Annotated in this window: 19 protein-coding genes and 2 tRNA genes; 12 read left to right on the top strand and 9 right to left on the bottom strand. The window is 72.9% G+C overall.

The window, feature by feature from the left end; all coding sequences use genetic code 11:
* Nucleotides 1-63: 63 nt before the first annotated feature.
* Together snpA (AB0P03_RS09055) and snpA (AB0P03_RS09050) are read right to left on the bottom strand one after the other, a co-directional pair.
* Nucleotides 64-687 (bottom strand): snapalysin, encoded by a 624-nt coding sequence (gene snpA / locus AB0P03_RS09055; RefSeq protein WP_350882593.1) that lies wholly within the window; start codon nucleotides 685-687, stop codon nucleotides 64-66.
* 392 nt (nucleotides 688-1,079) lie between these two features.
* Nucleotides 1,080-1,721, bottom strand: a complete 642-nt coding sequence (gene snpA / locus AB0P03_RS09050; protein ID WP_363628150.1) for a snapalysin — start codon at nucleotides 1,719-1,721, stop codon at nucleotides 1,080-1,082.
* A 260-nt stretch (nucleotides 1,722-1,981) separates the two neighbouring features.
* Between snpA (AB0P03_RS09050) and AB0P03_RS09045 the strand changes: the two genes are divergently transcribed.
* Complete coding sequence (locus AB0P03_RS09045; protein ID WP_363583632.1) at nucleotides 1,982-2,956, top strand: LysR family transcriptional regulator; 975 nt, start codon at nucleotides 1,982-1,984, stop codon at nucleotides 2,954-2,956.
* Nucleotides 2,957-2,969: 13 nt separating this feature from the next.
* Here AB0P03_RS09045 and AB0P03_RS09040 read toward each other — a convergent pair whose 3' ends face one another.
* On the bottom strand, nucleotides 2,970-4,160 hold the full coding sequence (locus AB0P03_RS09040; protein ID WP_363628149.1) for a low temperature requirement protein A: 1,191 nt from the start codon (nucleotides 4,158-4,160) through the stop codon (nucleotides 2,970-2,972).
* A gap of 453 nt (nucleotides 4,161-4,613) precedes the next feature.
* Nucleotides 4,614-6,317: an ABC transporter family substrate-binding protein gene (locus tag AB0P03_RS09035; RefSeq protein WP_363619983.1), complete on the bottom strand. Its 1,704-nt coding sequence runs from the start codon at nucleotides 6,315-6,317 to the stop codon at nucleotides 4,614-4,616.
* Nucleotides 6,318-6,662: 345 nt separating this feature from the next.
* On the opposite strand from AB0P03_RS09035, the gene AB0P03_RS09030 reads away from it, so the two are divergent.
* The 4 genes from AB0P03_RS09030 (at nucleotide 6,663) to AB0P03_RS09015 (ending at nucleotide 10,845) form a co-directional block, all read left to right on the top strand.
* A complete protein-coding gene (locus tag AB0P03_RS09030; protein WP_350882603.1) occupies nucleotides 6,663-7,643 on the top strand; it encodes an ABC transporter permease in 981 nt (326 codons plus the stop codon).
* Between the two features lie 16 nt (nucleotides 7,644-7,659).
* The gene (locus AB0P03_RS09025) at nucleotides 7,660-8,589 is read left to right on the top strand and encodes an ABC transporter permease (protein WP_350882605.1); all 930 of its coding nucleotides are present in this window, start codon (nucleotides 7,660-7,662) and stop codon (nucleotides 8,587-8,589) included.
* Nucleotides 8,586-10,658 (top strand): ABC transporter ATP-binding protein, encoded by a 2,073-nt coding sequence (locus AB0P03_RS09020; RefSeq protein ID WP_363628148.1) that lies wholly within the window; start codon nucleotides 8,586-8,588, stop codon nucleotides 10,656-10,658. The genes AB0P03_RS09025 and AB0P03_RS09020 overlap by 4 nt, the downstream gene beginning before the upstream one ends.
* Nucleotides 10,659-10,771: 113 nt before the next feature.
* Nucleotides 10,772-10,845: transfer RNA gene (locus AB0P03_RS09015), tRNA-Lys, on the top strand.
* A gap of 145 nt (nucleotides 10,846-10,990) precedes the next feature.
* Here the strand turns inward: AB0P03_RS09015 and AB0P03_RS09010 are convergent.
* Both AB0P03_RS09010 and AB0P03_RS09005 read right to left on the bottom strand, forming a co-directional pair.
* Nucleotides 10,991-11,872 carry an alpha/beta hydrolase gene (locus AB0P03_RS09010; RefSeq protein ID WP_363583640.1) on the bottom strand — a complete coding sequence of 294 codons (882 nt, stop codon included), beginning with the start codon at nucleotides 11,870-11,872 and terminating at the stop codon, nucleotides 10,991-10,993.
* A complete protein-coding gene (locus tag AB0P03_RS09005; protein WP_363583761.1) occupies nucleotides 11,869-12,606 on the bottom strand; it encodes a DUF998 domain-containing protein in 738 nt (245 codons plus the stop codon). The genes AB0P03_RS09010 and AB0P03_RS09005 overlap by 4 nt, the downstream gene beginning before the upstream one ends.
* A gap of 202 nt (nucleotides 12,607-12,808) precedes the next feature.
* Between AB0P03_RS09005 and AB0P03_RS09000 the strand changes: the two genes are divergently transcribed.
* The 3 genes from AB0P03_RS09000 (at nucleotide 12,809) to AB0P03_RS08990 (ending at nucleotide 16,797) form a co-directional block, all read left to right on the top strand.
* Nucleotides 12,809-12,882, top strand: a tRNA-Lys gene (locus AB0P03_RS09000).
* A gap of 223 nt (nucleotides 12,883-13,105) precedes the next feature.
* Entirely contained in the window at nucleotides 13,106-15,535 is a 2,430-nt protein-coding gene (locus AB0P03_RS08995; RefSeq protein ID WP_363628147.1) for a transglycosylase domain-containing protein, read from the top strand.
* A gap of 176 nt (nucleotides 15,536-15,711) precedes the next feature.
* Complete coding sequence (locus AB0P03_RS08990; protein ID WP_363628146.1) at nucleotides 15,712-16,797, top strand: EamA family transporter; 1,086 nt, start codon at nucleotides 15,712-15,714, stop codon at nucleotides 16,795-16,797.
* Here the strand turns inward: AB0P03_RS08990 and lepB are convergent.
* Nucleotides 16,760-17,569 (bottom strand): signal peptidase I, encoded by an 810-nt coding sequence (gene lepB / locus AB0P03_RS08985; protein ID WP_363583646.1) that lies wholly within the window; start codon nucleotides 17,567-17,569, stop codon nucleotides 16,760-16,762. The genes AB0P03_RS08990 and lepB overlap by 38 nt on opposite strands.
* 155 nt (nucleotides 17,570-17,724) lie before the next feature.
* The gene (locus AB0P03_RS08980; RefSeq protein WP_363583648.1) at nucleotides 17,725-18,060 is read right to left on the bottom strand and encodes a chorismate mutase; all 336 of its coding nucleotides are present in this window, start codon (nucleotides 18,058-18,060) and stop codon (nucleotides 17,725-17,727) included.
* 263 nt (nucleotides 18,061-18,323) lie between these two features.
* Here AB0P03_RS08980 and AB0P03_RS08975 point away from each other — a divergent pair, with 263 nt between their 5' ends.
* Entirely contained in the window at nucleotides 18,324-18,749 is a 426-nt protein-coding gene (locus AB0P03_RS08975; protein WP_363583650.1) for an OsmC family protein, read from the top strand.
* Between the two features lie 617 nt (nucleotides 18,750-19,366).
* Nucleotides 19,367-21,325 (top strand): EAL domain-containing protein, encoded by a 1,959-nt coding sequence (locus AB0P03_RS08970; protein WP_363628145.1) that lies wholly within the window; start codon nucleotides 19,367-19,369, stop codon nucleotides 21,323-21,325.
* Nucleotides 21,326-21,381: 56 nt separating this feature from the next.
* Here the strand turns inward: AB0P03_RS08970 and AB0P03_RS08965 are convergent, their stop codons facing one another.
* The gene (locus AB0P03_RS08965) at nucleotides 21,382-22,473 is read right to left on the bottom strand and encodes an LLM class flavin-dependent oxidoreductase (protein ID WP_363583654.1); all 1,092 of its coding nucleotides are present in this window, start codon (nucleotides 22,471-22,473) and stop codon (nucleotides 21,382-21,384) included.
* A gap of 646 nt (nucleotides 22,474-23,119) precedes the next feature.
* On the opposite strand from AB0P03_RS08965, the gene AB0P03_RS08960 reads away from it, so the two are divergent.
* Both AB0P03_RS08960 and AB0P03_RS08955 read left to right on the top strand, forming a co-directional pair.
* Nucleotides 23,120-23,707 carry a VTT domain-containing protein gene (locus AB0P03_RS08960; protein ID WP_363628203.1) on the top strand — a complete coding sequence of 196 codons (588 nt, stop codon included), beginning with the start codon at nucleotides 23,120-23,122 and terminating at the stop codon, nucleotides 23,705-23,707.
* 377 nt (nucleotides 23,708-24,084) lie between these two features.
* The gene (locus tag AB0P03_RS08955; protein WP_363583656.1) at nucleotides 24,085-25,365 is read left to right on the top strand and encodes a hypothetical protein; all 1,281 of its coding nucleotides are present in this window, start codon (nucleotides 24,085-24,087) and stop codon (nucleotides 25,363-25,365) included.
* The last annotated feature ends 15 nt before the right edge of the window (nucleotides 25,366-25,380 follow it).

The raw sequence follows: 25,380 nt of genomic DNA, 5'->3' as shown, positions 1-25,380 counted from the left end.
CGACAACGCCCCGGACCGGCCGCAGCGGACTGCGGCCGGGCCGAGGTGTGGTCCTCAGAAAGGTCAGCCGCGCGCCCAGAGGGAGTTGACGCGGCTGCGCTCGGTGCTGTTCGGGTACGGGTTGGTGCAGGAGGTGCCGGGGCCGCCGCCGGACATCAGCTCGCTGCACGGGCCGGAGTAGTGGTCCGGCAGGCCGAGCACGTGCCCGGTCTCGTGCGCGGTCACCCGGACCGAGTTGTACTGCCGGTTCTGCTGGTAGTCGAGGAAGACGTAGCCGCGCCCGTGGCCGTCGGTGCTGGCGTAGGAGCCGCGGCTGTCGTTGCCCTCGTAGTACGAGAAGTCGCCGCCCGAACCGGCCCGCAGCTGGACGTTGCTGACCGAGCTGTTCCAGATCTGCGCGGCGTTGGCTATCTGGGTGCGGAAGGTCGGTGCCGAGCTGGCGTCGTAGGTGACGACGACGGTCGCCAGGTTCGGGCTGGCGGCCTGCTTGGCCTTCGCGGAGGCCATCACGGCCTGGAAGAACGCCTGGTTGTTCGCGGCCTCGGCGGCCGAACCGGCGTACGTCGAGGCGGTGTAGCCCTGGACGGCCGGGCCGGGGGTGGCGGCGGACGCGGCGGTGGCGGGCAGCACGGCGAGACCGGCCGCGAGGGCCAGGCCGAGGGTCGCGGACAGCACGGATCGCTTCATGTGGGGGCTCCGATTCCGGTGGTGCCGTGGCCGGTTGGGGGCCGGCCCTGGGGGACACCTGGTCAGCGGGTGATGTCCCCAGAGCTTCGGGCAGCCCGGCGGGCGGGCGGATGATGTCAACCCGCGATAGCTTCGATCAATACCCCTTGCGGAAAAGGGGTTTGAGATGTCTTTAACCGGCCTTGACTCGCGCGTGCCCCTGGCATTCCGCTCCACCGGCGGTTAGGCTCCCGATCGGGGAAGCAACCGAGCGGCGGGCCACCCGATTCCGGCCGGGCGGCCCGCCGCACCCGAAGGGCATCGACAACTTCCTTGGTGCCGCAACGAGTTCGCGGGCTCCTCCGATTCGAGGGCTTCCCCAGTTCACGGACTTGCCCAGTTCACGGGCTTGCCTAGTTCACGGACTCGACGCCGTTCGACCAGAGGCTGTCGACCTGGCCGCGCTCGTTGCTGTCGGGGTAGGGGTTGGTGCAGGACGGGCCGGGGCCGCCGCCGGACATCAGCTCACTGCACGGGCCGGAGTAGTTGTCGGGCAGGCCGAGCACGTGCCCGGTCTCGTGCGCGGTGACGCGCAGCGAGCTGTACTGCTGGTTCTGCTGGTAGTCGAGGAAGACGTAGCCGTGGCCGTGGCCGTCGGTGCTGGCGTAGGAGCCGCGGCTGTCGTTGCCCTCGTAGTACGAGAAGTCGCCGGTGCCGCTGCTCGCCTGGAGCTGGACGTTGCTGACCGAGCTGTTCCAGATCTGCGCGGCCTGGGATATCTGGCTGGTGAAGGAGGGCGCGCTGGCGGTGTCGTAGGTGACGGTGACGGTCTGCAGCCACGGGTTGGCTGCCTGCCTGGCCTTGGCGGAGGCCATCACGGCGTGGAAGAACGCCTGGTTGTTCGCGGCCTCGGCGGCCGAACCGGCGTACGTCGAGGCGGTGTAGCCCTGGACGGCCGGGCCGGGGGTGGCGGCGGACGCGGCGGTGGCGGGCAGCACGGCGAGACCGGCCGCGAGGGCCAGGCCGAGGGTCGCGGACAGCACGGATCGCTTCATGTGGGGGCTCCGGATTCGCGGTACGCCGAACCGCCGGGGCCGGTGGGGGCCGGACACGGCTGCGGCGACGGTGGGGGCGCCCCGGTGGGGCCGGGGCGGATTCGCTGTCCCTGAGCTTCGACCCGCCCGGGCCCGCGGCGGATGATGTCAACCGGCGATAGCACCGCCGCATACCGGCGGGGCCCGCAGCATGCCCTCCCGCCGCGCTTTGTTCTGTCATGTCCTTGGCGACAAGGCCGGGTGGCGTCTATGCTCCGGGCGTGGAGCTCGACGTGAGACACCTCCGGGTGGTGTGCGCTATCGCCGACACCGGCAGCCTCCGCAAGGCCGCGCTCCAGCTCGGCATGACCCAGCCCTCCCTCACCACCCAGCTGCACCGCATCGAACGGGCCATCGGCGGCACCCTGTTCACCCGCGAGCAGACCGGCAGCCGGCCCACCGCGCTCGGCCACTCGGTGCTGTCCCGGGCCCGGCCGGTGATCACCGAGATGGCCGCGCTGGTGGCCGCCGCCCGCCAGGAGGCCCGCGACGCGGCCGGCCCCGGGCGGCAGCGCCGGCTGCGGATCGGCAGCGTCGGCAGCCGGGCGGTCGCCGCCTGGCTGCGCCGGGTGCACGAACGGCTGCCGGACACCGACACCACCATCCACGTCGACGTCTCGGCCAGCGCCCTGCTGCGGATGGTCGCCGCCGACCAGCTGGACGTGGCCTTCGTCTACGAGAGCGAGGGCTTCCCGCTACGGGTGCCGCCTGACGCCGAGCACCGGGTGCTGATGGCCCGTGAGCCCCAGTTCGTCGCGCTCGCCGCCGGACACCCGGCCGCCGCCCGCCCGGTCGTCCACCTGACCGACCTCGCCGAGGACACCTGGATGGTCGACCCGACCGCCGACCACGAGTACGCGGCGATGCGCCGGGTGTTCAGCGATGCCGGGCTCAACCCCCGGGTGGTCCAGGTGCGGGACAACGCCACCGCCGCCGAACTGGTCGCCTCCGGCGAGGCCGTCCGCCCCTGCCAGCCGACCTCCGCCCCCGGTCCCGGCACGGTGGTGCGCCCCGTGTACGGGGACCCGCTGGCCGTCCGACTGCTGCTCACCTGGCGCCCCCGCGCGCTCAGCCAGCCCGCGCTGGACGCGCTGTACGGCGAACTGCGCGCCGCCTACCTGGACCTGGCCAAGGTCAACCCGGCCTACCTGGCCTGGCTGGCCCGGCACGAGCCGATCCTGCTGGACTGCGCCTGAGAATCAGCCCCCGTCAGCCCTCCCGACTGTGCAGCAGCACGCCCACCGCCACGGTCAGCGCGCAGACCAGGCCCGCCACCAGCACACCGGAGCCCCCGAACGCCGTGCAGGCCAGCACCAGCACCGCCCCGGTCGGGGCCAGCGCCTGCGCCAAGCCGGTCTTGGTGTGCCGGGAGTGCAGCAGCCAGACCGTGAGCAGGTAGAGCGCGGTGGGCACGGTGACCGTCGCGGTGGCGGCCGTCGCGGAGATCTCCGCCTGGTGCACGGCCGACTCCACCGCCACCTCCAGTCCGGTGCCGATCGCGGCGGCCGCGCCGAACACCAGGTAGTGGCCGTACCCCCAGGCGAAGGCCTGCCGGTTGGAGCGCAGGTGCTCGTGGACCGGCCGGGCGAAGTAGATCCACCAGGCCGCGAAGCAGATCAGCAGGCCGCCGACCGCCACCGGCAGCAGCCGGCCCAGCTCCTCGTGCTCGTCCACCGCCGACTGCACCGCGACCGTCGCGGCCGCCACCGTCTCGCCGAGCACGATCAGGGTGAACAGCCCGTACCGCTCGGCGATGTGGTGCGGGTGCCAGGAGGTCTGCATCCGCAGTTCGGCGACCACCGGCACGGCCAGCTCGCACAGCACCCCGAGCGGGATGACCACCGGCCGGACGGCGTCCGGCAGCAGCACCACCACCACCCAGCCCACCTGGCAGAGCGCGATCCCGACCGCGTACCGCACGGCGACCCGGCGCGCCTCGCCCTGCTCGCTGGCCGCCGCCCGCAGCCACTGGGTGACCATCGCCAGGCGCATCACCACGTACCCGGCGATCGCCAGCGTCAGGTCCTGGGTGGCGAACAGCCGTGGCACCCCGGCCGCGAGGACCAGCACCCCGGCGATCTGCACCAGCGTGGTGACCCGGTACGGCACGTCGTCGCAGTCGTACGCGGAGGCGAACCAGGTGAAGTTCATCCAGGCCCACCAGATCGCGAAGAAGGCGATCGCGTAGCCGCGCAGGCCGTCGCCGTAGTGGCCGGCCGCCAGGGAGTGGGCGAGTTCGCGCCCGGCCTGGCCGACGGCGACCACGAAGCAGAGGTCGAAGAACAGTTCCAGCGGGGTGGCGACCCGGTGCGGCTCGTCCCGGTCGCGCGGGACCATCCGGCGCACCGGGGGCGGGTCGACGGGGCGCGGGTGGGGGGCGGCGGCGGATTCGCTGGCCATCGGTGCTGCTCCGGGTTCGGGAGGGGCTGGCTGTCCCGCGCATCCTGGCAGCGGCCCGGGCCCCGCGCACGCACCGGCGCGACGGGCGCAGCGGTTCGCGGTCCCGGGGTCGATTGCGCCTTTCGTTCGCTTTTTTCCTTGCCGTCAGCCGTAGTTGACGCCCCGGTGCGCGAACCGGGTGACAGCGCGGCGGGTTTCCGGGCGCGCCCCGCGCGCTGCGCCGCGGCCGGCCGGACGGCCCCGCTAGATTCGTCCCCGGTTGGAAGCGAGCGCGGGCCTTGCGGGGCCCCACGACACGGGCGGCCTGCGGGCAACGCGGAAGGTCAAGGCCGGTGGCAGGAGAGCGGGGGCGGCAGAGCCGACCTTCCCGTGTCCGTACCACCGGCCTCGTGATCACCGCGCTGCTCGCCAGCGCCTGCCGCCCGGTCGCTCTCGCCGCGTCCGCGGCGGGGGCTACTTCTCCCAGCCGACCTTGGCGTAGTCCTCCCCGGCCAGGCCGAAGGCGCCGTAGTTGGCGAGGCCCTTGCGCGTCGCCACCACGGTCGGCCGCTGGTAGAGCTCGACGGTGTGGCCGAGTTCCCAGATCTTCGCGTCGGCCTGGTTGTAGAGCTTCGCGGCCTCCACCGGGTCGACCGTCCCGGCCGCCTTCTTGAGCAGGTCGTCGACCTCCTGGCTGCCGATCCGCGAGGGGTTGTTGAAGGTGTTGTCCCCCACCGGCAGACGGAAGTTGCCCAGGCTCTTGGAGAGCGGGAACGAGTCGGTGTTGCGCCAGCTCGCGATCTCGAACTTGCCCGGGTTCACGTACTTGGTGAAGAAGTCGTTGGCGGGCACCTTGTCCAGGCTCACCTTGACCCCGGCCTGCAGCCACATCGCGGCGGCGGCGGTGGCCAGGTCGATCTGGGCCTGCGGGGTGGACTCGTTGACCGTCCAGTGCAGTTGCAGCGACTGGCCGTCCTTGGTGCGCGGCTGGCCGGCGCCCGCCTCCTTCCAACCGGCGTCGTCCAGCAGCTTCTTGGCGGCGGGCACGTCGAACTTCGCCCACTCGCCCGAGTTGTCCTGGTAGCCGGTCTGGTTGGGCATGAAGATGTGGTTGCCGAGCGGCTTGAACTCCACCGGCACCCCGTTGTTGGCGATCTTGATCAGTGCGGACCGGTCGAGTGCCTTGCCGAGCGCCTGGCGGACCTTCTGGTCCGCCAGCGCGCCGCCGGAGCCGAAGGAGATGTGCACCTCGTCCCACGGGCTGGCGGCCCGGATCGCGGTGTCCTTGGCGTCCTTGAGCTGCCCGTACGCGGCGGCGGTGCCGGCCGTGGCGAGGTCGATCTCGTTGTTGAGGTACGACTGGGTGGTCGCGGACTGGGTCATCACCCGGAAGGTGATCTTGTCCGCCTTGGCCTTGGTGCCCCACCAGGCCGGGTCCGGGACGAGCGTGAGGGTCTGCGCGGTCTTGTCCGCCACGCCGATCTTCAGCGCGCCCGCGGTGATCGGGATCTTCTCCACCCAGCCCTTGTTGAAGTCGTCCGGGGTGGCGATGCCGGCCGCCGGGATCAGCGGGCGGAACAGGTTCTGCCAGTCCGCGTACGGCTCGGAGAAGGTGACCTTCACCTCGCTCGGGTCGGCCCCCTGCTCGACGGCGGAGATCTGCTCGTAACCGGACGGGTCGGCGATGTTGTACGCCGGGTCCTTGCCGTTGCTGGCCTGCCAGTCGGCCTTGAAGTCCAGGTAGCTGAGCGGCTTGCCGTCCGACCACTTGGCCTTGGGGTTGAGCTTGTAGGTGATCACCTCGGGCGAGGTCGAGGTGACCTTGGCGTCCAGCAGGTAGTCGGCGTTGGGCTGGAAGGTGCCGGAGGCGTCCGTGTTGAAGAGCGACGGCTCCAGGGCGCGCATGATCGAGACCGCGTCGCCGTAGGTGCCGTCCACCTGGAGCGGGTTCCACTGGGTGATCCACTGGTACAGCGGGAACCGCACCTCGCCGCCGTCCTTGACCTGGTCCAGCGGCTTGGCGTTGATGTCCTGGGAGTCCTGCCGGGGCGGCTCGCTCTTCGCCACCTTGTCGGCCGAGCCGCCCCCGCCCGAGGTGCACGCGGTGACCGCCAGCGCGACGGCGACGGCGAGGGCAGTCGCCCGGCCGAGGCGGCGGGCCGTGGTGGAAGCGTCCATGGAGTCCCCCTGGTGAGGTCTTCGAAACGGGCGGTAACGGGCAGTTGTGCCGCGCGAGGTGTGGCGGGGCTTGAGCGTGGGCAGCCAAGTCGGCACCGAGCCAGCAGAACGTAACAGCCGATCAGTTCCGTCACCAGGGGGAGGACCGCACACCTGATCCAGAAGTCATCCGCGGCAATACTGCCGCAACACCCCGGCCGCGCACCGCTGCCAGACTCTGACCTGCGCTTTCCCCGTACCGCCTCGTCCTCCTGCCGTCCGAAGGCCTGAACGGGCCCCGACCGAAGGCCACCACCCGATGCCCACCAGACGCGTCGGCCCCTCCCCCACCCCGGGCGGCCGTTGATGCTCCGTTACCTGGCGAAGCGCCTGAGCTACTACGCGGTGCTGCTGATCGCCGCCGTCTTCCTGGCGTACGCGATCTCCGCGACCGCCCTCCAGCCGCGCACCTACTTCGACGCCAAGGTCCCCCGCCCGGCCGCCGAGTCGGTCGAGCGCCAGCTCACCGCGCTCAACCTGAACGACCGCACCCCGGTCGTCGAACGCTTCGGCCACTGGGCCGACGGGCTGCTCCACGGCGACCTCGGCCGGACCATCCACGACACCCCGGTCACCGACGACTTCGGCCGCCGGGTCTGGGTCTCGCTGCGGCTGCTGCTGCTCGGCAGCCTGCTCGGCATCGTCCTCGGCATCGCCGCCGGGGCCTGGAGCGCCGTCCGCCAGTACCGGATCTCCGACCGGCTGCTCACCGTGCTCTCCTTCGTCCTGCTCTCCACCCCGGTCTTCCTGGTCGCGCTGTTCCTCAAGAACGGCGCCATCGCCGCCAAGGACGCGGCCGGCCACGACGTCATCCCGTTCACCGGCTACGAGACCCCCGGACTGACCGGCGGCCTCGGCGCCCACCTCGCCGACTGGGCGCTGCACCTGCTGCTGCCCACCATCTCGCTCGCGCTCGGCGGCCTCGCCACCTACAGCCGCTACCAGCGCGGCACCATGCTCGACGTGCTCGGCTCCGACTACCTGCGCACCGCCGAGGCCAAGGGGCTCACCCGCCGCAGGGCGCTGGTCAAGCACGGGCTGCGGACCGCGGTGATCCCGATGTCGACCATGTTCGCCTACAGCTTCCTGGGCATCTTCACCGGCGCGATCTTCACCGAGACGATCTTCGGCTGGCACGGCATGGGCGAGTGGCTGATCCAGTCGATCAACGAACAGGACGTCAACTCGGTCGTCGCCGTCAACCTGTTCACCGCCGTCGTCGTCCTCGCCTCCGGCTTCCTCGCCGACACCCTGCACGCCGCCCTCGATCCGCGCGTGCGGTCCTGACCGGAGGTGAACTGACGTGACCACCGTCGCCGTGGAACCGGCCGCCCCGGCCGCCGCCCCCCGCACCACCGGCCGGGCCCGGCTCGTCCTCGCCCGGCTGCTGGCCGCCCGCGGGGCCGTCGCCGGAGCCGTGATCGTCCTGCTGCTGTTCGCGCTCGCCTTCGGCGGGCCGTACCTCACGCCCTGGGACTACGCCGCCCCCGACTTCGGCGCGCTGCACCAACCGCCGTCCGCCGAGCACTGGTTCGGCACCAACGGGATCGGCCAGGACGTCTTCGCCCAGACCGTCCGCGGCCTGCAGAAGTCGCTGGTCATCGGCCTGCTGGTGGCCCTGTTCTCCACCGTGCTGGCCTCCCTGGTCGGCGCCTGCGCCGGTTACTTCGGCGGCTGGGCCGACCGTGCGCTGATGTTCGCGGTGGACCTGCTGCTGGTCTTCCCCAGCTTCCTGATCATCACCATCGTCTCGCCCCGGCTGAAGAGCGCCGGCTGGATCGCCTTCGTACTGCTGCTCGCCCTGTTCAACTGGATGATCACCGCCCGGGTGGTCCGCTCGATGACCATCTCGCTGCGCGAGCGCGAATTCGTCCGCGCCGCACGGTTCATGGGAGTGCGGCCGCTGCGGATCATCACCCGCCACATCCTGCCGAACGTCGCCTCCTTCCTCATCATCGACGCCACCATCGCGGTCGGCGGCGCCGTGATGAGCGAGACCGCGCTCTCCTACTTCGGCTTCGGCGTCAAACCGCCGGACGTCTCGCTCGGCACCCTGCTCGCCGCCGGGACCAGCGAAGCCCCGGTGTTCCCCTGGCTGTTCTACTTCGCCGCCGGGCTGCTGGTGCTCTTCGTCCTCGCCGTCAACCTGATCGGCGACGGGCTGCGCGACGCCCTCGACCCCACCGCCGGGGGCGCGCCCCGCCGCCGCTCCGCCCGGAGGAAGAAGCCGTGACCACCACCGTCGACACCCCCCTGCTCGCCGTCAGCGACCTGCGGGTGGACTTCGCCGGGCCGCACGGCCCCGTCCCCGCCGTCCGCGGGGTGGACCTCACCCTGCGGCGCGGCGAGACCCTCGGCATCGTCGGCGAGTCCGGCTCCGGCAAGTCCGTCACCGCGCTGTCCGTGCTCGGCCTGCTGCCGAGGACGGCCGGCGTCCAGGGCTCGGTGCGACTGGACGGGCGGGAACTGGTCGGGCTGCCCGGCAAGGAACTCGCCGCGATCCGCGGCCGCCGGATCGCCATGGTCTTCCAGGACCCGCTGTCCGCCTTCACCCCGGTCTACCGGATCGGCGACCAGATCGCCGAGGCCGTCCGCATCCACCAGCGGGTCGACCGGGCCGCCGCCCGCCGCCGGGCCGCCGAACTCCTCGACCTGGTGGGCATCCCGGCCCCCGAACGGGCCCTGGACAGCTTCCCGCACGAGTTCTCCGGCGGCATGCGCCAGCGCGCGATGATCGCCATGGCGATCGCCAACGACCCCGACATCCTGCTCGCCGACGAGCCGACCACCGCGCTGGACGTCACCATCCAGGCCCAGGTGCTGGACGTGCTGCGCACCGCGCAGCGGGAGACCGGCGCGGCCCTCGTCCTGGTCAGCCACGACCTCGGGGTGATCGCCGGGATGGCCGACCGGGTCGCGGTGATGTACGCGGGGCGGGTGGTCGAGACCGCCGGGGTGGACGAGCTGTTCGCGGCCCCGCGCCACCCGTACACGCTCGGCCTGATCGGCGCGGTGCCCCGGCTGGACGGGCTCGGCGGCCCGCTCGTCCCGATCCCCGGCGCACCCGCCCCGATGGCCGACCTGCCGCCGGGCTGCCCGTTCGCCGCCCGCTGCCCGCTGGCGGAGGAGCGCTGCTCGGCGGCGGAGCCGGAACTGGCCGGGGGCGACGGTCACCTGGCGGCCTGCGTCCGGTCGGCGGAGCTGGCCGAGCGGCGGCCCGCGCCGGCCGACGTCTACCCGGTGCCGGCGCTTCCGGCCCCGTCGGCCGCTCCGGAGGACCGGGGGGACCGGAGCTCGCGGGCGCCGGTGCTGGCGGTGAGCGGCCTTGGCAAAACGTTTCCGCTCCTCAGGGGCACGGTGTTCAAGCGCCGGGTCGGCGAGGTCTACGCGGTGGACGGCGTCGACCTGGACCTCCGGGAGGGCGAAACCCTCGGCCTGGTCGGGGAGTCCGGCTCCGGCAAGTCCACCACGCTGTTCGAACTGCTGAACCTCACCGCCCCCGAGACCGGCCGGATCGAACTGCTCGGCCACGACACCGCCGAGCTCTCCCGCGCCGAGGCCCACCGGCTGCGCGCCCGGCTGCAGATCGTCTTCCAGGACCCGATGGCCAGCCTCGACCCGCGGATGCCGATCGGCGACATCATCGCCGAACCACTGCGCGCCCAGCACGCCGCCCGCGAGGAGATCGCCCGCCGGGTGCCCGAACTGCTGCACCAGGTCGGCCTCGACCCGGACCACGCCGCCCGCTACCCGCACCAGTTCTCCGGCGGGCAGCGCCAGCGCGTCTCCATCGCCCGGGCCCTGGCCGTCCGGCCGAAACTGCTGGTCCTGGACGAACCGGTCTCCGCCCTGGACGTCTCCATCCAGGCCGGGGTGCTCAACCTGCTGCAAGCGCTCAAGGCCGAACTCGGCCTCTCCTACCTGTTCGTCTCGCACGACCTCTCGGTGATCCGGCACCTCGCCGACCGGGTCAGCGTCATGTACCTCGGGCGGACGGTCGAACAGGGCGCGGTCTCCGCCGTCTTCGACCGCCCCCGGCACCCCTACACCCGCGCCCTGCTCTCCGCCGTCCCGCTGCCCGACCCCGCCGCCGAGCGCGCCCGCGACCGCATCCTGCTCGCCGGCGACCCGCCCTCCCCCACCGAGCGCCGCACCGGCTGCTCCTTCCGCACCCGCTGCCCGGTGTACGCCCGCCTCGCCGACCCGGCCGCCCGCACGCGGTGCGAACAGGAACGGCCGGCGCTCCTCGACGACACCCCCGCACAGGACCACCAGGCGGCCTGCCACTACCCGGAGTCGTAGCCGGCCTCCTGCGATCGCCGCGGGTGATCACTGCGGACGATCACTGCGGGTGACCACCCGAAAGCGATTCGGCGGATCGACCGGGTGCCGTGTAAAGTTCTCCGGGTCAGCAGGCGCCGCTAGCTCAGTTGGTTAGAGCAGCTGACTCTTAATCAGCGGGTCCGGGGTTCGAGTCCCTGGCGGCGCACATGGCAAGGTCTCAGGCCGCTCACTTCGGTGGGCGGCCTGAGGCGTTTCAGTGGGCGTCGCGGCGGGTGCCCGGCCTCAGAAGGTGCCCGGCCTCAACGGATGCCCGGCCTCAACGGATGCCCGGCCTCAACGGATGCCCGGCCTCAGAAGGTGTCCAGGACGGCGGAGGCCACCGCGTCCGGGCGGTCGAACATCACCAGGTGCCCGGCCGGGGCGGTGGTGCGGTAGTCGGCCCCGAGCAGCGCCGCCAGCTCCCGCTGGCCGGCCAGCCACTCCTCGGTACGGCGGCTGCGGCAGCCGTCGTCGGCGGCGAGCACGGTGACCGGCAGGCCCTCGGGCAGCGGCCGGGTGCGCCGCAGCCCGTCCACCTCGGCGGCCAGGTCGAGGTAGCGCGCGTTCTCCCGCAGCAGGGCGCGCAGGGCCCGGCCGGTGCGGTAGCAGTGCCGTACCAGCGGCGCCGGGGCGAGGTCCTCGCGGCAGACCGTGGACAGCCGGGCCGTCAGTCGGCGGGCGGTCGGGCCGAGCAGGTACGGCACGGCGACGGCGGTGGCGGCGCCCGCGAGCGCCCGGGCCGCCAGGTCGCGCGCGCCGGGGGCCGGGTACGGCCGGGCCGCCGGTTCGACGCTGCCGTCCACCAGGACCAGCCCGGCGGCCCGGTCGGGGTGCAGCCGGGCGAAGGCCTCGACGTGGAAGCCGGCCAGCGAGTGGCCGACGACGGTGCAGGGCCCGCGCAGCCCGAGGCCGTCCAGCACCGCGCGGATCCGCTCGGCCTCGCCGGCGGCCGTCGGAGCGGGCCGCCCGGTGGCGGGCTCGGGGGCGCTCAGCCCGTAGCCGGGCCGGTCGAAGCGGACCACGGTGCGGTAGGGCGTGAGGAAGGGGACGACCAGGTCCCAGTCGAACCAGCTGCTGCCGAGGCCCCCGGTGAGCAGGCAGACCGGGCCGCTGCCCTCGGTGCGGACGTGCAGCGGGACGCCGTCGACGCGCAGGAAGCGCGCCCGGGTGCGGGGGTCGTCGGGTGCGGTCATGCCGGCTCCCGGCCCGGGGGCCGTTCGGCCGGCCGGGGCCCCCGGTGCGGCGGAGAAGCGTCGGACCAGGTGGATTCGTCGGACGGCGCCCCCGCGGGGAGGGCCAGGCTCAGCGCCAGGACGGCCAGCCAGAGCGCCACCAGCAGCACCTGGAGCCGCTGGCCGGCCCCGAGCGCCCAGGTGCCGCGCCCGGCCTCGAAGGCGGCGATCGCGGCCAGGCTCCAGCCGGTGGCCAGCAGTTCGGCGCCGAGCAGCCAGGGCCCGATCCGGCGCACCGGCGGCCACCAGCCGTAGCGGCGGGCGGCGACGGTGAGCGCGGCCAGCCCGGTGAGCGCACCGAGCATGGCGAGGCTGCTGGTGACGGCGTGCGCGGTGTGGGTCGCGGGGACGAGCCCGGCGGTCTCGCGGGCGGCGCACATCTCGTCGCTGGTGGGGGCGCAGCTGAGCGGCAGCCGGGAGTCGGCGGCGGTCGCCGCGCCGAACAGGGCGAGGGCGGACCAGCCGACCACCGCCCACCCGCGCCGGGCGCCGCGCGGCCCGGCCTGCCCACCGGCGAGGGCGGTGACGGCCGCGGCGAGCACACAGAGCCCGGCGACCAGGTCGGTGGCCCGGAACAGGCCGCCCAGCGGCTGGTCCTCGGCCGCGAGTTCGCTGATGTACGCCTGCACCGGGTCGAGTCCGGTGCTCAGCACGACCTCCAGCACCCACGCGGTGTACGCCGTGGCGCTGAGCATCAGCAGCGCGGCGACCGCCTTCCGCGCGTTCGGGTGTCCGGGCTTGGGGCTGGGCACCGTTCCACCCTAACCGGCGGCGAACTGCACCCCAACCGGGCGGAAACGGACACCTCGGCGGCGGGTCGGTTCCCGCGCGGCCGCGGGCGGTTCCGGGCGGTTCGAGGCACCCGCCGGGACCGTGTATTGTTTTCCAGGTCAGCAGGCGCCGCTAGCTCAGTTGGTTAGAGCAGCTGACTCTTAATCAGCGGGTCCGGGGTTCGAGTCCCTGGCGGCGCACAGACATTTGGGGAGCCTCTCGCAGCAGCGAGGGGCTCCTCAATTTTTTGGCCTTCGACGTCCGTTTTGCGTGTGATGTCGGTCTCGATTGCCGTTCCGGTGGAGCCAATCGGCCCGCCCGGCTCGTCCAGGGCAGTAAACCGGAATCGGGACAAAGGTCCCTAACCACCGATGTCCCCGTCCGTGCAGGCTGACCCGGTCCGCCCGCAGGAAAGGCCGCGCCTTGTCCGAGAACGCCCAGAGCGGCCGTCGCACGCCGTCGACAGGCCTCCGACCGGTCAAACGCTTCAAGCGCGCCGCCCCCGTGACCGGCGGCGGGAAGCCCCGCCGCCCGAAGCGCACCGGCTGGCGCCGACTGATCCCCACCTGGCGGATGAGCCTGCTCGGCCTCGCCGCGGCCCTGCTGCTCGGCGTCGGCCTGTTCGTGCTCGGGGTCACGCTGGTGAAGGTCCCCGACGCGCACGCCGCCGCGACCGCGCAGAGCAACACCTGGCTCTACGCCGACGGCTCCGTGATCACCCGCACCGGCCAGACCAACCGGCAGAACGTCAGCCTGGACAAGGTCTCCCCCGCCGCCCAGCACGCCGCACTGGCCGCCGAGGACCGCAACTTCTACCACGAGGGCGCCGTCAACGTGCAGGGCCTGCTCCGGGCCGCGGTCAACACCGCCAAGGGCGCGGGCACCCAGGGCGGCTCCACGATCACCCAGCAGTACGTGAAGAACACGTACCTGAACCAGAAGCAGTCGGTCACCCGCAAGGTGAAGGAACTCTTCATAGCCATCAAGGTGGACGCCACCGAGAGCAAGGACGACGTCCTCTCCGGCTACCTGAACACCTCCTACTACGGCCGCGGCGCCTACGGCATCCAGGCCGCCGCCCACGCGTACTTCGGCGTCGACGCCTCCGCGCTCAACCCCGCCCAGGGCGCCTACCTGGCCACCCTGCTGAACGCCCCGAGCGCCTACGACGTGGCCACCGCGACCCCGGCCGGCAAGCAGAACGCCGTCAACCGCTGGAACTACGTGCTGGACGGCATGGTCAAGGAGGGCTGGCTCTCCGCCGAGGAACGGTCCGCCACCACCTTCCCGGACGTCAAGGACCCGCAGCCCAACCCGGGCCTGTCCGGCCAGACCGGCTACCTGGTGAACGAGGCCACCCAGTACCTCACCTCGAACCAGGTCATCAGCGAGACCGAGCTGGCCAAGGGCGGCTACACGATCAAGCTGAGCATCGACCCGGCCCGCCAGCAGGCCCTCCAGGACTCCGTCCAGGCGCAGCTGCGCGACACCCTGAACCCGGACAAGCGGAAGAAGGACGCGGCCGCCCAGGCCGGCGCCGTCTCCGTGGACCCGAAGACCGGCGCGGTCGTCGCCCTCTACGGCGGCGTCGACTACGTCAAGCACTACGTCGACAACGCGACCCGGCGGGACTACCAGGCCGGCTCGACCTTCAAGGCGATCGCCCTGGCGGCCGCGTTCGAGAACAACGCCAAGACCCAGGACGGCCGGACCGTCACCCCGCGCACCGTCTACGACGGCACCAGCGGCCGCAAGGTCCGCGGCGGCAAGGGCACCCCGTACGCGCCGCCGAACGAGGGCGACAGGAGCTACGGCCAGATCTCCCTCCAGCAGGCCACCGACTGGTCGGTCAACTCGGCGTTCGCCCAGCTGGCCCAGGACACCGGGCTCCAGAAGGTCAAGGACACCGGCATCGCGCTGGGCCTGCCCGGCAGCACCCCGGGCCTCGACCCGGTGCCGTCCATCCCGCTCGGCGCGGCCACCCCGAGCGTGCTCGACATGGCCGGCGTGTACGCGGCACTGGACAACGGCGGCAAGCAGATCACCCCGTGGCTGGTGCAGTCCGTGGACCGCGAGGGCGAGGCCGTCCCGCTGCCCGCGCACAAGACCACCCAGGCGATCAGCACGGACACCGCGAACCAGGTCACCTCGATGCTCCAGGGCGTGGTGAACGACCCGGGCGGCACCGGCTGGCGAGCCAAGGCACTGGGCCGCCCGGTGGCCGGCAAGACCGGCACCACCGACGACCAGAAGTCGGTCTGGTTCGTCGGCTACACCCCCGAGCTGGTCACCTCGGTGGCCCTGTTCGGCCAGGACCCGGGCAGCGGGGCCCAGGTCAGCCTGAGCGGCGTCGGCGGGATCGACGGCGCGGCGGGCGGCCAGTTCCCGGCACAGATCTGGACCAGCTACATGAAGGCGGCGCTCAAGGGCGTGCCGGTCAGCGACTTCCAGACCCCGGCCGACGGCGGCGACTCCTCCGGCGCCACCGATCTGCCGACGGCCCCGTCCTCGCCGAGCAGCACCCCGTCGACCGGGACCGGCTCGAACGGCGCCTCGACCGCCCCCGCGGCGCCGACCACCCCGCCGGGCGACGGCGCCGGGGCCGGGGCCGGCTCGGGCCCGACCACGCCGGCCGGCGGCTCGAACTCCGGCGGCGGCAGTGTGACCAGCCCGCCGACCGCGCCCCCGGCCACCCAGCAGCCGACCGCCCCGCCGACGACGCGGCCCACCGGACGGCCCACCGGTCGGCCGACACCCTCCACCGGCCCGACCACGGCGCCGACCACGCAGCCGACCACCCAGCCCACGGGCGGGTCGGACACGCTCACCGGGGCGGGGGCGAACGCCGGGTAGCGGCGGCGGGGGGCGGGGCGCCCGAGTGGCGGGAGGGCTCGGGCCGGCGAGGGGGCGCGGACGGCGCAGGGGCGTGCGCGGGCCGGGTGAGTGCGCCGCTGCGCACAGTTCCGTGCAGGACCAAATGACGGAATGGCACCTTACTGACCGCCCGGTATGACTGCCACAATGCGTCGGTGCACAGATCAACGGCCTCGCCCACCCTCCCCACGGGCAGAACCCTCGGCCTCAGCCTCGCGCTGGTCTCCGCGTTCGCCTTCGGCGGCTCCGGCACCGCCGCGAAACCACTGATCGAGGCCGGCCTCTCACCGCTGCACGTGGTGTGGCTCCGGGTCACCGGCGCCGCCGTGGCCCTGCTCCCCATCGCCTACCGCCACCGGGACGCCGTCCTGCGCCGCCCCGGCCTGCTGATCGGGTTCGGCCTGCTCGCCGTGGCCGGCGTCCAGGCCTGCTACTTCGCGGCGATCTCCCGCATCCCGGTCGGCGTCGCCCTGCTCATCGAGTACCTCGGACCGCCGCTGCTCATCGGCTACGTCAAGTTCGTCCAGCGCAAGCCGATCGGCCGGGGCGCCGCGATCGGCGCCGGCGTCGCGGTCGCCGGGCTGGCCTGCGTGGTGGAGGTCTGGAACGGCCTGAGCTTCGACGCGCTGGGCGTGCTCTTCGCCCTCGGCGCGGCCTGCTGCCAGGTCGGCTACTTCGTGCTCGCCGACGCCGGACGCCGGGGCGAGCGCCCGGTCGACCCACTGGCGGTCAGCGCGTTCGGGCTGCTGATCGGCGCCGTCCTGCTCACCGTCTTCACCCGGCCCTGGCAGGCCGACTGGAGCACGCTCGGCGGATCCGTGGTGATGAACGGGCACACCCTGCCCGCGCTGCTCCCGGCCGCCTGGATGATCCTGATCGCGACCGTGCTCGCCTACCTGACCGGCGTGATCGCCGTCGGGCACCTCTCGCCCCCGGTCGCCGGGGTGGTGGCCAACCTGGAGGCGGTCGTCGCCACCGTGCTGGCCTGGGTGCTGCTCGGCGAGCACCTCGGTCTGCCGCAGATCGCGGGCGGCCTGCTCGTGCTGACCGGCGCCTTCGCGGCGCAGACCGGCAAGCCGGCGGCCGTGGAGGCCGTGGAGGCCGTGGACGCCGGGGGTGCTCCTGACGCCCGGGATGCTCCGGACTCTCCGGACTCTCCGGACTCTCCGGACTCTCCGGAACGGGTCGCCGCCGAGCGGCAGGTCAGCGGCCGAACCAGCCGAACCAGTCGAGGTGATTGAGCGGCCACACCACGGCCGACACCGGCCCGACCACGTTGTCCACCGGCACGGCCCCGTCCCCGGGACCGCGCTGGTGGTAGCGGGAGTCCGCCGAGTCGCTGCGGTGGTCGCCCTCGACCCAGACGTGGCCCGAGGGCACCGTCACCGGCCCGAAGTCCAGGCCCGCGCAGGAGTCGTCACCGGGGTGCAGGTACGGCTCGTCGACCTTCTTCCCGTCGACGGTCAGCGTGGTGCCCGTGCACTGCACGGTCTGGCCGCCGGTCGCGATGACCCGCTTGACCAGGTAGTTGTCGTCCTTCGGCGGCACCAGGCCGACGAAGCTCAGCACCGAGCCGGCCGCGTTGGTGAACGGGTTCGAGTCGATGGGCTGCGGCGGGAGCCAGCCACCCGGATCCTTGAACACCACCGGCTGCCCGGGCTCCGGCTTCCAGCCGGTCAACGGCGCCAGCTTGTTCACGCCCACCCGGTCGCCGATCCGCAGCGTGTTCTCCATCGAGCCGGACGGGATGGTGAACACCTGGAACAGGCAGGTCTTGATCAGCAGCGCGACCACCAGGCCCACCGCCGCCATCGCCGGGATCTCGATCCACCAGGGCCGGGGCCTGCGCCCGGTCCGCCGGGCCTTGCGGCCGCGCGAACCGCGCGCACGGCGGCGGGCCTCGGCGCGGCCTCCGGGCGCTTCACGGGCGTCGGAAGCACCGGGGTCGCGTCCGGCGGCGGGGGCCGGACCGGACCCGGCATCGCTCGGCGTTTCGGGCAGGTTCACCGCCATCGTCGCTGCTCCACCTCTCCGGCTGGGGGAACCTGCACGCTACGCCAACCCCGGAGCCTCACGAAATCCGGCGTTTAGCCGCCCCCGACATGTCCGGGCCGGGCGGCGCCGGGGCCGTTCTCGACGGCTCAACACCGGCCCCCTCAGGGGTGCTCTCAAGCGCGGGCGATGGCCTCGTGGTGCCGGATGACCTCGGCGATGATGAACGTCAGGAACTTCTCGGCGAAGACCGGGTCCAGCTTGGCCCCGGCGGCCAGCTCCCGCAGCCGCTTGATCTGGTCGCGCTCACGTGCCGGATCGGCCGGCGGCAGCTTGTGCTCGGCCTTGAGCCTGCCGACCCGCTGGGTCGCCTTGAAGCGCTCGGCCAGCATGTGGACCACCGCGGCGTCGATGTTGTCGATGCTCTCGCGCAGGCTGGTCAGCTCCGCCCGCACGGCGGCGTCGACCCCGTCGGGCAGGCCGGCGTCGGGGGTCGTGGGGTGGTCCGTCATCGGGGCGGCTCCCGGTGTCTGAAGTGGGCACCCGGCCGTACGGCGGCCGGGCTCGGGCCCGGGCAAATCTAACAGGGCCCCCGTGGTGGAGCCGCACCTTTAGGCGGATCCGTCCACAATCCGGACATCGCCCGCGCCACCCGGCGCCCCGTACCGATCCGGGCCCGTGCCGCCCCGGGCCGAACCGGGGCCGCCCCGTAGGCTGGTGCGCGCATGACCGGAAGTGACGACTCAGCAGTCCCTCAGTAATGGAGGTACCGATCGTGGCAACCACCCGCACCGCCCGCACCGCTTGGGAGGGCAACCTGCTCGACGGCAAGGGGCAGGTGACCTTCGCCTCGTCCGGGATCGGCGAGTACCCCGTCTCCTGGCCGGCCCGGGCCGAACAGCCCAACGGCAAGACCAGCCCGGAGGAGCTGATCGCCGCCGCTCACTCCGCGTGCTTCTCGATGGCCCTCTCACACGGCCTGACCGGCGCCGGCACCCCGCCCGTCAAGCTGGACACCCAGGCCGACGTCACCTTCCAGCCCGGCACCGGCATCACCGGCATCCACCTGACCGTCACCGGCGAGGTGCCCGGACTGGACGAGGCCGACTTCACCAAGGCCGCCGAGGACGCCAAGGCCAACTGCCCGGTCAGCAAGGCGCTCGCCGGCACCACCATCACCCTCACCGCCAAGCTGGCCTGACGCCCCGACGGATCGCGACGGATCCCGACGCGCTCCGGCCGCTCCGGGCGCGCGGTCGGCGCCCGGGGGCGCGATCTCGGCGCACGCGCCCCTGGCGCACATCATGTGATGTGCACCGGGGGCGTCTGCATGTACCGCCGCACATGATCACAAAGCGGGTGAATCACCCTGGCGGCGGTCACCGCGCGTTGCCGCCGCGGCCTATGATCGGCCGCAGCGCCCTGTTCTTCACGCGGGTCTCCGCGCGACAGCGCCCACGGCGGGCGCCCCGCACCGGACCGACTCCGAGGACCTCGACAGAGTGCGGAGCCGGCCGCCGGAGTCCCGATTGGCCGGCCGGACCAGCATCCAGCGTCAGCAGCGGACGGGAGCATGCCGTGCCGGGCCAGAACGAGGGGGCCGACGCACACCACCCGGGCGTGCGGCACGAGGAAACACCGCACCACCGTCACCTCACAACGCCCCTCCTGGGCCCGAACATCAGCACCGTCGGTCCGGCTGGTTCGGTTGGTTCGGTCGGTTCGGTCGGCGTCGCCGGTTCCGTCACGGCCGTCGGTGCTGTCGCGGCCGGCGGCCGGGCCGTCGACACGACGGGTGCGACGGGTGCGACGGGAACCGTGCTGGACGACCCCGCGATGCTGCTCTGCCCCACCTGCTCGGCGCCGCTGACCGACGGCACCCACCGGAGCGCCGTCGACGGCCCCGGCCAGGAGAACGGCGGGAACGACCGGCTGCTGGCCGCGCTGCGGGCCAGCGAATCCCGATTCCGGGCCGCCTTCTGCGACGCGGTCATCGGGATGGCCCTGATCGACCCCGAGGACCGGATCATCGAGGTCAATCCCGCCTTCGCCGCCCTGATCGGACGCGGCGTCGGCGAACTGGTCCGCACCCACCTGCACGAGATCATCGATCCGGAGGGCATGCCGCACCGACTCTTCCCCGAACTCGTCCACGGCGGGCGGGAGCGGTTCCGCGTGGAGAAGCAGCTCAAGCACCGCGAGGGCCGCACCGTCTGGAGCAAGGTCACCGTCTCGCTGATCCGGGACGGCGCCGGCCAGCCGCTCTACACCCTCGCGCTGGTGGAGGACATCACCGAGCAGCGCCGGCTCGGTGACCGCCTGGAGTACCAAGCCCTGCACGACCCGCTGACCCGACTGCCCAACCGGACGTCCTTCTTCGAACGGCTCGACGCCGCCTGCGTCACGGCCACCGGGGCCACCGGGGCTGCTGAGCCCGCCGAGACTCCCAACACCCCCGACACCGCCGGCACCAGCGACACCGTCCTCGCACCGGCGGACGGGCGCCGGGTCGGCGTCTGCTACCTGGACCTCGACGGCTTCGCGGCGATCAACGAGACGCTCGGGCACCACATCGGCGACCAGTTGCTGATCGCCGTCGCCGCCCGGCTGCGCCGCGGGTTCTCCGAGCACGACGCCCACCTGGTGGCCCGGATGGGCGGTGACGAGTTCGCCGTCCTGGTCACCGACAGCCGGGGCAGCGACCAACTGACCGACCTGGCCGCCCGGATCCTCCAGGAACTGGAACACCCCTTCGACGTCGCCGGACACCGGCTGGTCATCACGGCCAGCGTCGGCGTCGTCGAACGGTCCGTGCACGAGACCACCCCCACCGACCTGGTCAAGGACGCCGACGCCACGCTCTACTGGTCCAAGGCCGACGGCCGCGCCCGCTGGACCCTCTACGACCCGGACCGCGGCGCCCACCAGCTGACCCGCCAGCTCCTCGCCACCGCGCTGCGGCCCGCCCTGGAGCGCGGCGAGTTCACCATCGAGTACCAGCCGCTGGTCGGCCTGGCCGACGGAGCCGTCCACGGCGCGGAGGCCCTCGTCCGCTGGCGCCACCCCCGCTACGGGACGCTCTCCCCGGACCGCTTCATCCCGCTCGCCGAGGAGACCGGCGCGATCGTGCCCCTCGGCACCTGGGTGCTGGAGGAGTCCTGCCGCCAGGCCCGGCAGTGGCTCACCGAGTTCCCCGAGACCGAGACCTTCGTGAGCGTCAATCTGGCCGCCCGCCAGATCTGGGACTCCGACGTGGTCGCCGACGTCGCCCGCGCCCTCGAACGCACCGGGTTGCCGGCGCGGCTGCTCCAGCTGGAGATCACCGAGAGCGCCCTGCTCGGCCCCGGCGGACGGCCGTTGCAGGCGCTCCAGGCGCTCGCGGACATGGGCGTGCGGATCGCGATCGACGACTTCGGCACCGGCTACTCCAACCTGGCCTACCTCTCCCGGCTGCCGGTGCACGTCCTGAAGCTCGACGGCACCTTCATCGAAGGGTTCCGCGACCCGGCCCCGGCGACGAACCCTTCGGAGCTCCCCGAGCTCGGCTCCCGCCGCAGCGACGCCGACGAGCAGATCGTGGGCGCGATGGTGCAGCTGGCCCACACCCTCGGCCTGACCGTCACCGCCGAGGGCATCGAGAGCGCCGCGCAGGCCGAACGGCTGCGGCTGACCGGCTGCGACACCGCCCAGGGCTGGTACTTCGCCCGGCCGGGCGAGGCCGAACTCGTCGCCGCCATACTCCGCGAGGGCCGCCCCGGCCCGGACACCAGCCGGTAACCGGGGCCGGCGGCCGGGCCGCTCCGTTCAGGCCTCCCGCGCTCAGGCCTCGGCCGTCAGCCTTCCGCCGTCAGGCCGTACGCCTCGGCGATCAGGCCGTAGGAGCGGAGCCGGGCCTCGTGGCCGTGGATGTGCGAGGTGACCATCAGCTCGTCGACGCCCGTCCGCTTGCGCAGGGCCTCCAGCCCGTCCGCGACCTCGCCCGGGGCGCCGAGCACCACGTTGTCGAGCCAGCTGTCGATGAACTCCGCCTCGGCCGGGCTGTACTGGTAGGCCTCGGCCTCCTCCGGAGTGGGGATCGGGCCGGGGTTGCCGCGCCGCAGCCGGAGCATGCCGAGGGCCGCGGAGCGGGCGAGGCGACGGGCCGCGCCCTCGTCCTCGGCGGCGACCGCGCTCACACCGATCAGCGCATAGGGCTCGGCGAGCACCGCGGAGGGCCGGAAGGACTCCCGGTAGAGGTCGAGCGCCGGGATCGTGTTGACGCTGCTGAAGTGGTGGGCGAAGGCGAACGGCAGGCCGAGGCGGCCGGCCAGCTGGGCGCTGAAACCGGAGGACCCGAGCAGCCAGACCGGCGGGCGCCCGTCGCCCCGGGGGACCGCGGTCAGCTGGGCGTAGGGGTGGCCGGAGGGGAAGTCGCCGTCGAGGAAGTGGGTCAGCTCGGCGAGCTGCTGCGGGAAGTCGTCGGCGCCCTCGGCGCGGCCGCGGCGCAGCGCCCGGGCGGTGGCCGGGTCGGTGCCGGGGGCGCGGCCGAGCCCCAGGTCGATCCGGCCCGGGTGCAGGGCCTCCAGCAGGCCGAACTGCTCGGCGATGGCCAGCGGGGCGTGGTTGGGGAGCATCACCCCGCCCGAGCCCAGTCGCAGGGTCGTGGTGTTGGCGCCGAGGTGGGCGAGCAGGACGGCCGGGGTGGAGCTGGCCACTCCCGGCATGCCGTGGTGCTCGGCCACCCAGAAGCGGTGGTAGCCCCACTGCTCGGCGTTGCGGGCCAGCGCGGTGGTCGCGGCCAGGGCCTCGGCGGGCGTGTAGCCGACGCCCACGGTGGCCAGGTCGAGGATGGAGAGCGGGGCGGGCGCCGTGCCGCGGGCGGTGCCCCGGATCGCCGCGCCGGTCCGCGGTTCGGTCGGGTGCTCCTGCTGGTCCTCGGTGGTCATGCCGTCCGCCCTTCTGGCTTTCGTGAGCCGGCCCTGGTGGGCGACCGCGGGTCTCGGGTGGCCCGGCGGTCGCTGCTGCCGACCGGGGTCAACCACCGCGCCGAGCCAGCTGTTCCCGCATCCGGCACGTGCCGGCCTGCACGCCGGTCACCGCGCCGACCTCACGCCCGCTCCGTCGCGGCCCGTGCAGCGACCCCGCTCCGACCCGTACGCCGGCCCCGATCCGACCCTGCTCGGCGCCGGCGGGCACGGCCCGGTACGGTGCCGCCGACCGACCATTCGAATGACGGAGAGCCAGCGCACGGACACGCCTGGCGACTTCATGCCAGCGCCGGAAGTCGCCAGGCGGAGGGCTCGCGGCCGACGGTCGGCGTCCGGCAGGCTGGTGGACAGGACCGGATCGCCCAACAGGATCCGCGTTCCGCCAGCAAGATCGTCGGGCTGGACCAGCGCCGATCGATCCCCGCGAGCCCCCGGAGCGGCACCCCGCTCCGGGGGCTCGCGCCTTTGCGCAGGTCGGGGCCGGGGTCTGTGACCCATGGCATACCGGGGTGCTTCATGGCATGAAAAGTCGAGGCGCTAGCGTTGACCTCAGCAGCCACCTGCTCCCCCGGGCGGCGTGGAGGGAGTACAGGCCTTGAACTTCGTGGCGGCGATCGGATCCTCGTGGATCTGCGCCCTGGCGCTCTTCGCCGTGCTCGGAGACGCCCTCCTCCCCTTCATCCCCAGCGGGACACTGGTCATCCTGGCGGTGCTCAAGACGGCGCGGATCGACGGCGCCCCGGTGCTGCTCGGCCTGGGCGTGGCAGTGGCCTCGTTCCTCGGCGACCTCCTCCTCCTGCACCTCGCCCGGCGCGGCGCCCCGCTGCTCCAGCGCCGGCTCGCCCAGCGCCCGGAACTGGCGGCCAGCGTGACCAGGGTCCAGCAGGCCCTGGTCGAACGCCCTCGCGGGGCAGCCGCGGCCATGGTGGTGGTCGCCCGGTTCGTCCCGGCCGGGCGGACCGTCCTGGACGTGGCCATCGGCCACTCCCCCGCCCACCCGCACCGCTTCCTGCACTGGTCGGCACTGGCCGCGCTGGTCTGGGCCGCCTACATCGTGACGCTGGGCTGGCTGAACAGCCACTGGTTCGACACCGCCTGGCTGAGCCTCGCGGTGTCCTGCACCGCCGCCACCATCGTCAGCACCGCGATCGCGCGAATAGTGCGCCGCAACCGGCGGCTCGCCGCGCTCTGACCGCTGCGCCTCGGCCTGCATCCCCGGCCCCGGACGCCCCGGCCACCCCTCGCCGCACCCTCGCCATCGGCGAGATCTGCCCGGACGGACGACGAGCCGTACCGAGCGATGACGAACTCTGACCCGCCCCGCCGGACCGGCGGTACCGTACTCCCCTGGCGGCGCGAGGAGCGAAGCGTCACAGGACGGCAACAGACCACGAATCCTTGCAGCCCAGCCCGGTCCTGCTGACGTGTTGACTCTCGTAGAGGGTCGACGGCCTTGGTGGCCACTGCGGCCACATGGCATGCTAACGGCGGAAAATTCATCAATTGCCCGATTTGACCGGTGCGGCCCCTGGCCGCCCTCACCACCGGCATCGGCACCCAGGGGAGACCATGACCAGCATCTCGCGCAGGACGGTGCTCAGTGCGACCGCTGCGACCGCGGCCCTCGGCGCGGTCGCCGCCTGTTCCAGCAGCGGATCCGGTTCGAACCAGAACTCCTCCTCCCCCACGACCGGCGGCAGCCCCGGCACCACCCCGGCGGGCACGACCGACCCGACCAAGACGGGGGTGCCCAAGGGCACTCCGATCGGCGACGGCTCCAACGCCGACACCGGCCCGCAGCCGAACCAGCCGAAGCCCGAGAAGCTCAAGCCCGGCGAGCGGCCGCCGCAGTTCGTGGTGTTCTCCTGGGACGGCGCGGGTGGCACCGACGACGGCCAGTTCCCCCGCTTCCTCAAGCTGGCGGAACAGTACAAGGCCACGATGACCTTCTTCCTCTCCGGGATCTACGCCCTACCCAAGGGCAAGGCCGACCTGTACCACCCGCCGAAGCACTCGGTCGGCGCCTCCGACATCCCGTACCTGTCGGACGGCGCGGTCAAGAGCACGCTCAAGCTCGTCAGCCAGGCGTGGCTGGCCGGGCACGAGATCGGCACCCACTTCAACGGGCACTTCTGCTCCAGCCGCCCGGACAAGAACGGGGTCAACATGTGGACCCCGGAGGACTGGCAGAGCGAGATCGACCAGGCGATCGGCTTCGTGACCCAGTGGCGGACCAACACCGGCTTCACCGACGTCGACCCGCTGCCCTTCGACTACAAGAAGGAGCTCATCGGCGGCCGCACTCCCTGCCTGGAGGGCCAGAAGGCGCTCCTGCCGACGGTCGCGAAGCTGGGCTGGAAGTACGACGCCAGCTCCTCCGGCGGCCTGCAGATATGGCCGCAGAAGGTGCAGGACGGCAAGGTCTGGGACTTCCCGCTGCAGTCCATCCCGTTCCCCGGGCACACCTTCCAGGTGCTGTCGATGGACTACAACATCCTGGCCAACCAGTCCGCGGGCAGCACCAAGGGCGACCCGTCCAAGTACAACGACTGGCGCACCCAGGCCAAGGACTCCTACCTGGCCGGCTTCGACCGCGCCTACAACAGCAACCGTGCGCCGTTCTTCATCGGCAACCACTTCGAGCAGTGGAACGGCGGCATCTACATGGACGCCGTCGAGGAGACCCTCAAGACCATCGCGGGCAAGCCGGACGTCCGGCTGGTCTCCTTCAGGCAGCTGGTCGAGTGGCTGGAGGTGCAGGACCAGTCCACCCTGCGCAAGCTGCGCACGCTCAACGTCGGCCAGGCGCCGAGCGGCGGTTGGGAGACCTTCCTCGGCGCCGCGGGCTGAGACGGGCGGACCGAG

Origin of the sequence: Kitasatospora sp. NPDC088779, assembly GCF_040685395.1 — a bacterium.
Lineage (GTDB): Bacteria > Actinomycetota > Actinomycetes > Streptomycetales > Streptomycetaceae > Kitasatospora.
This window is presented reverse-complemented; position numbering and strand designations above follow the sequence as displayed.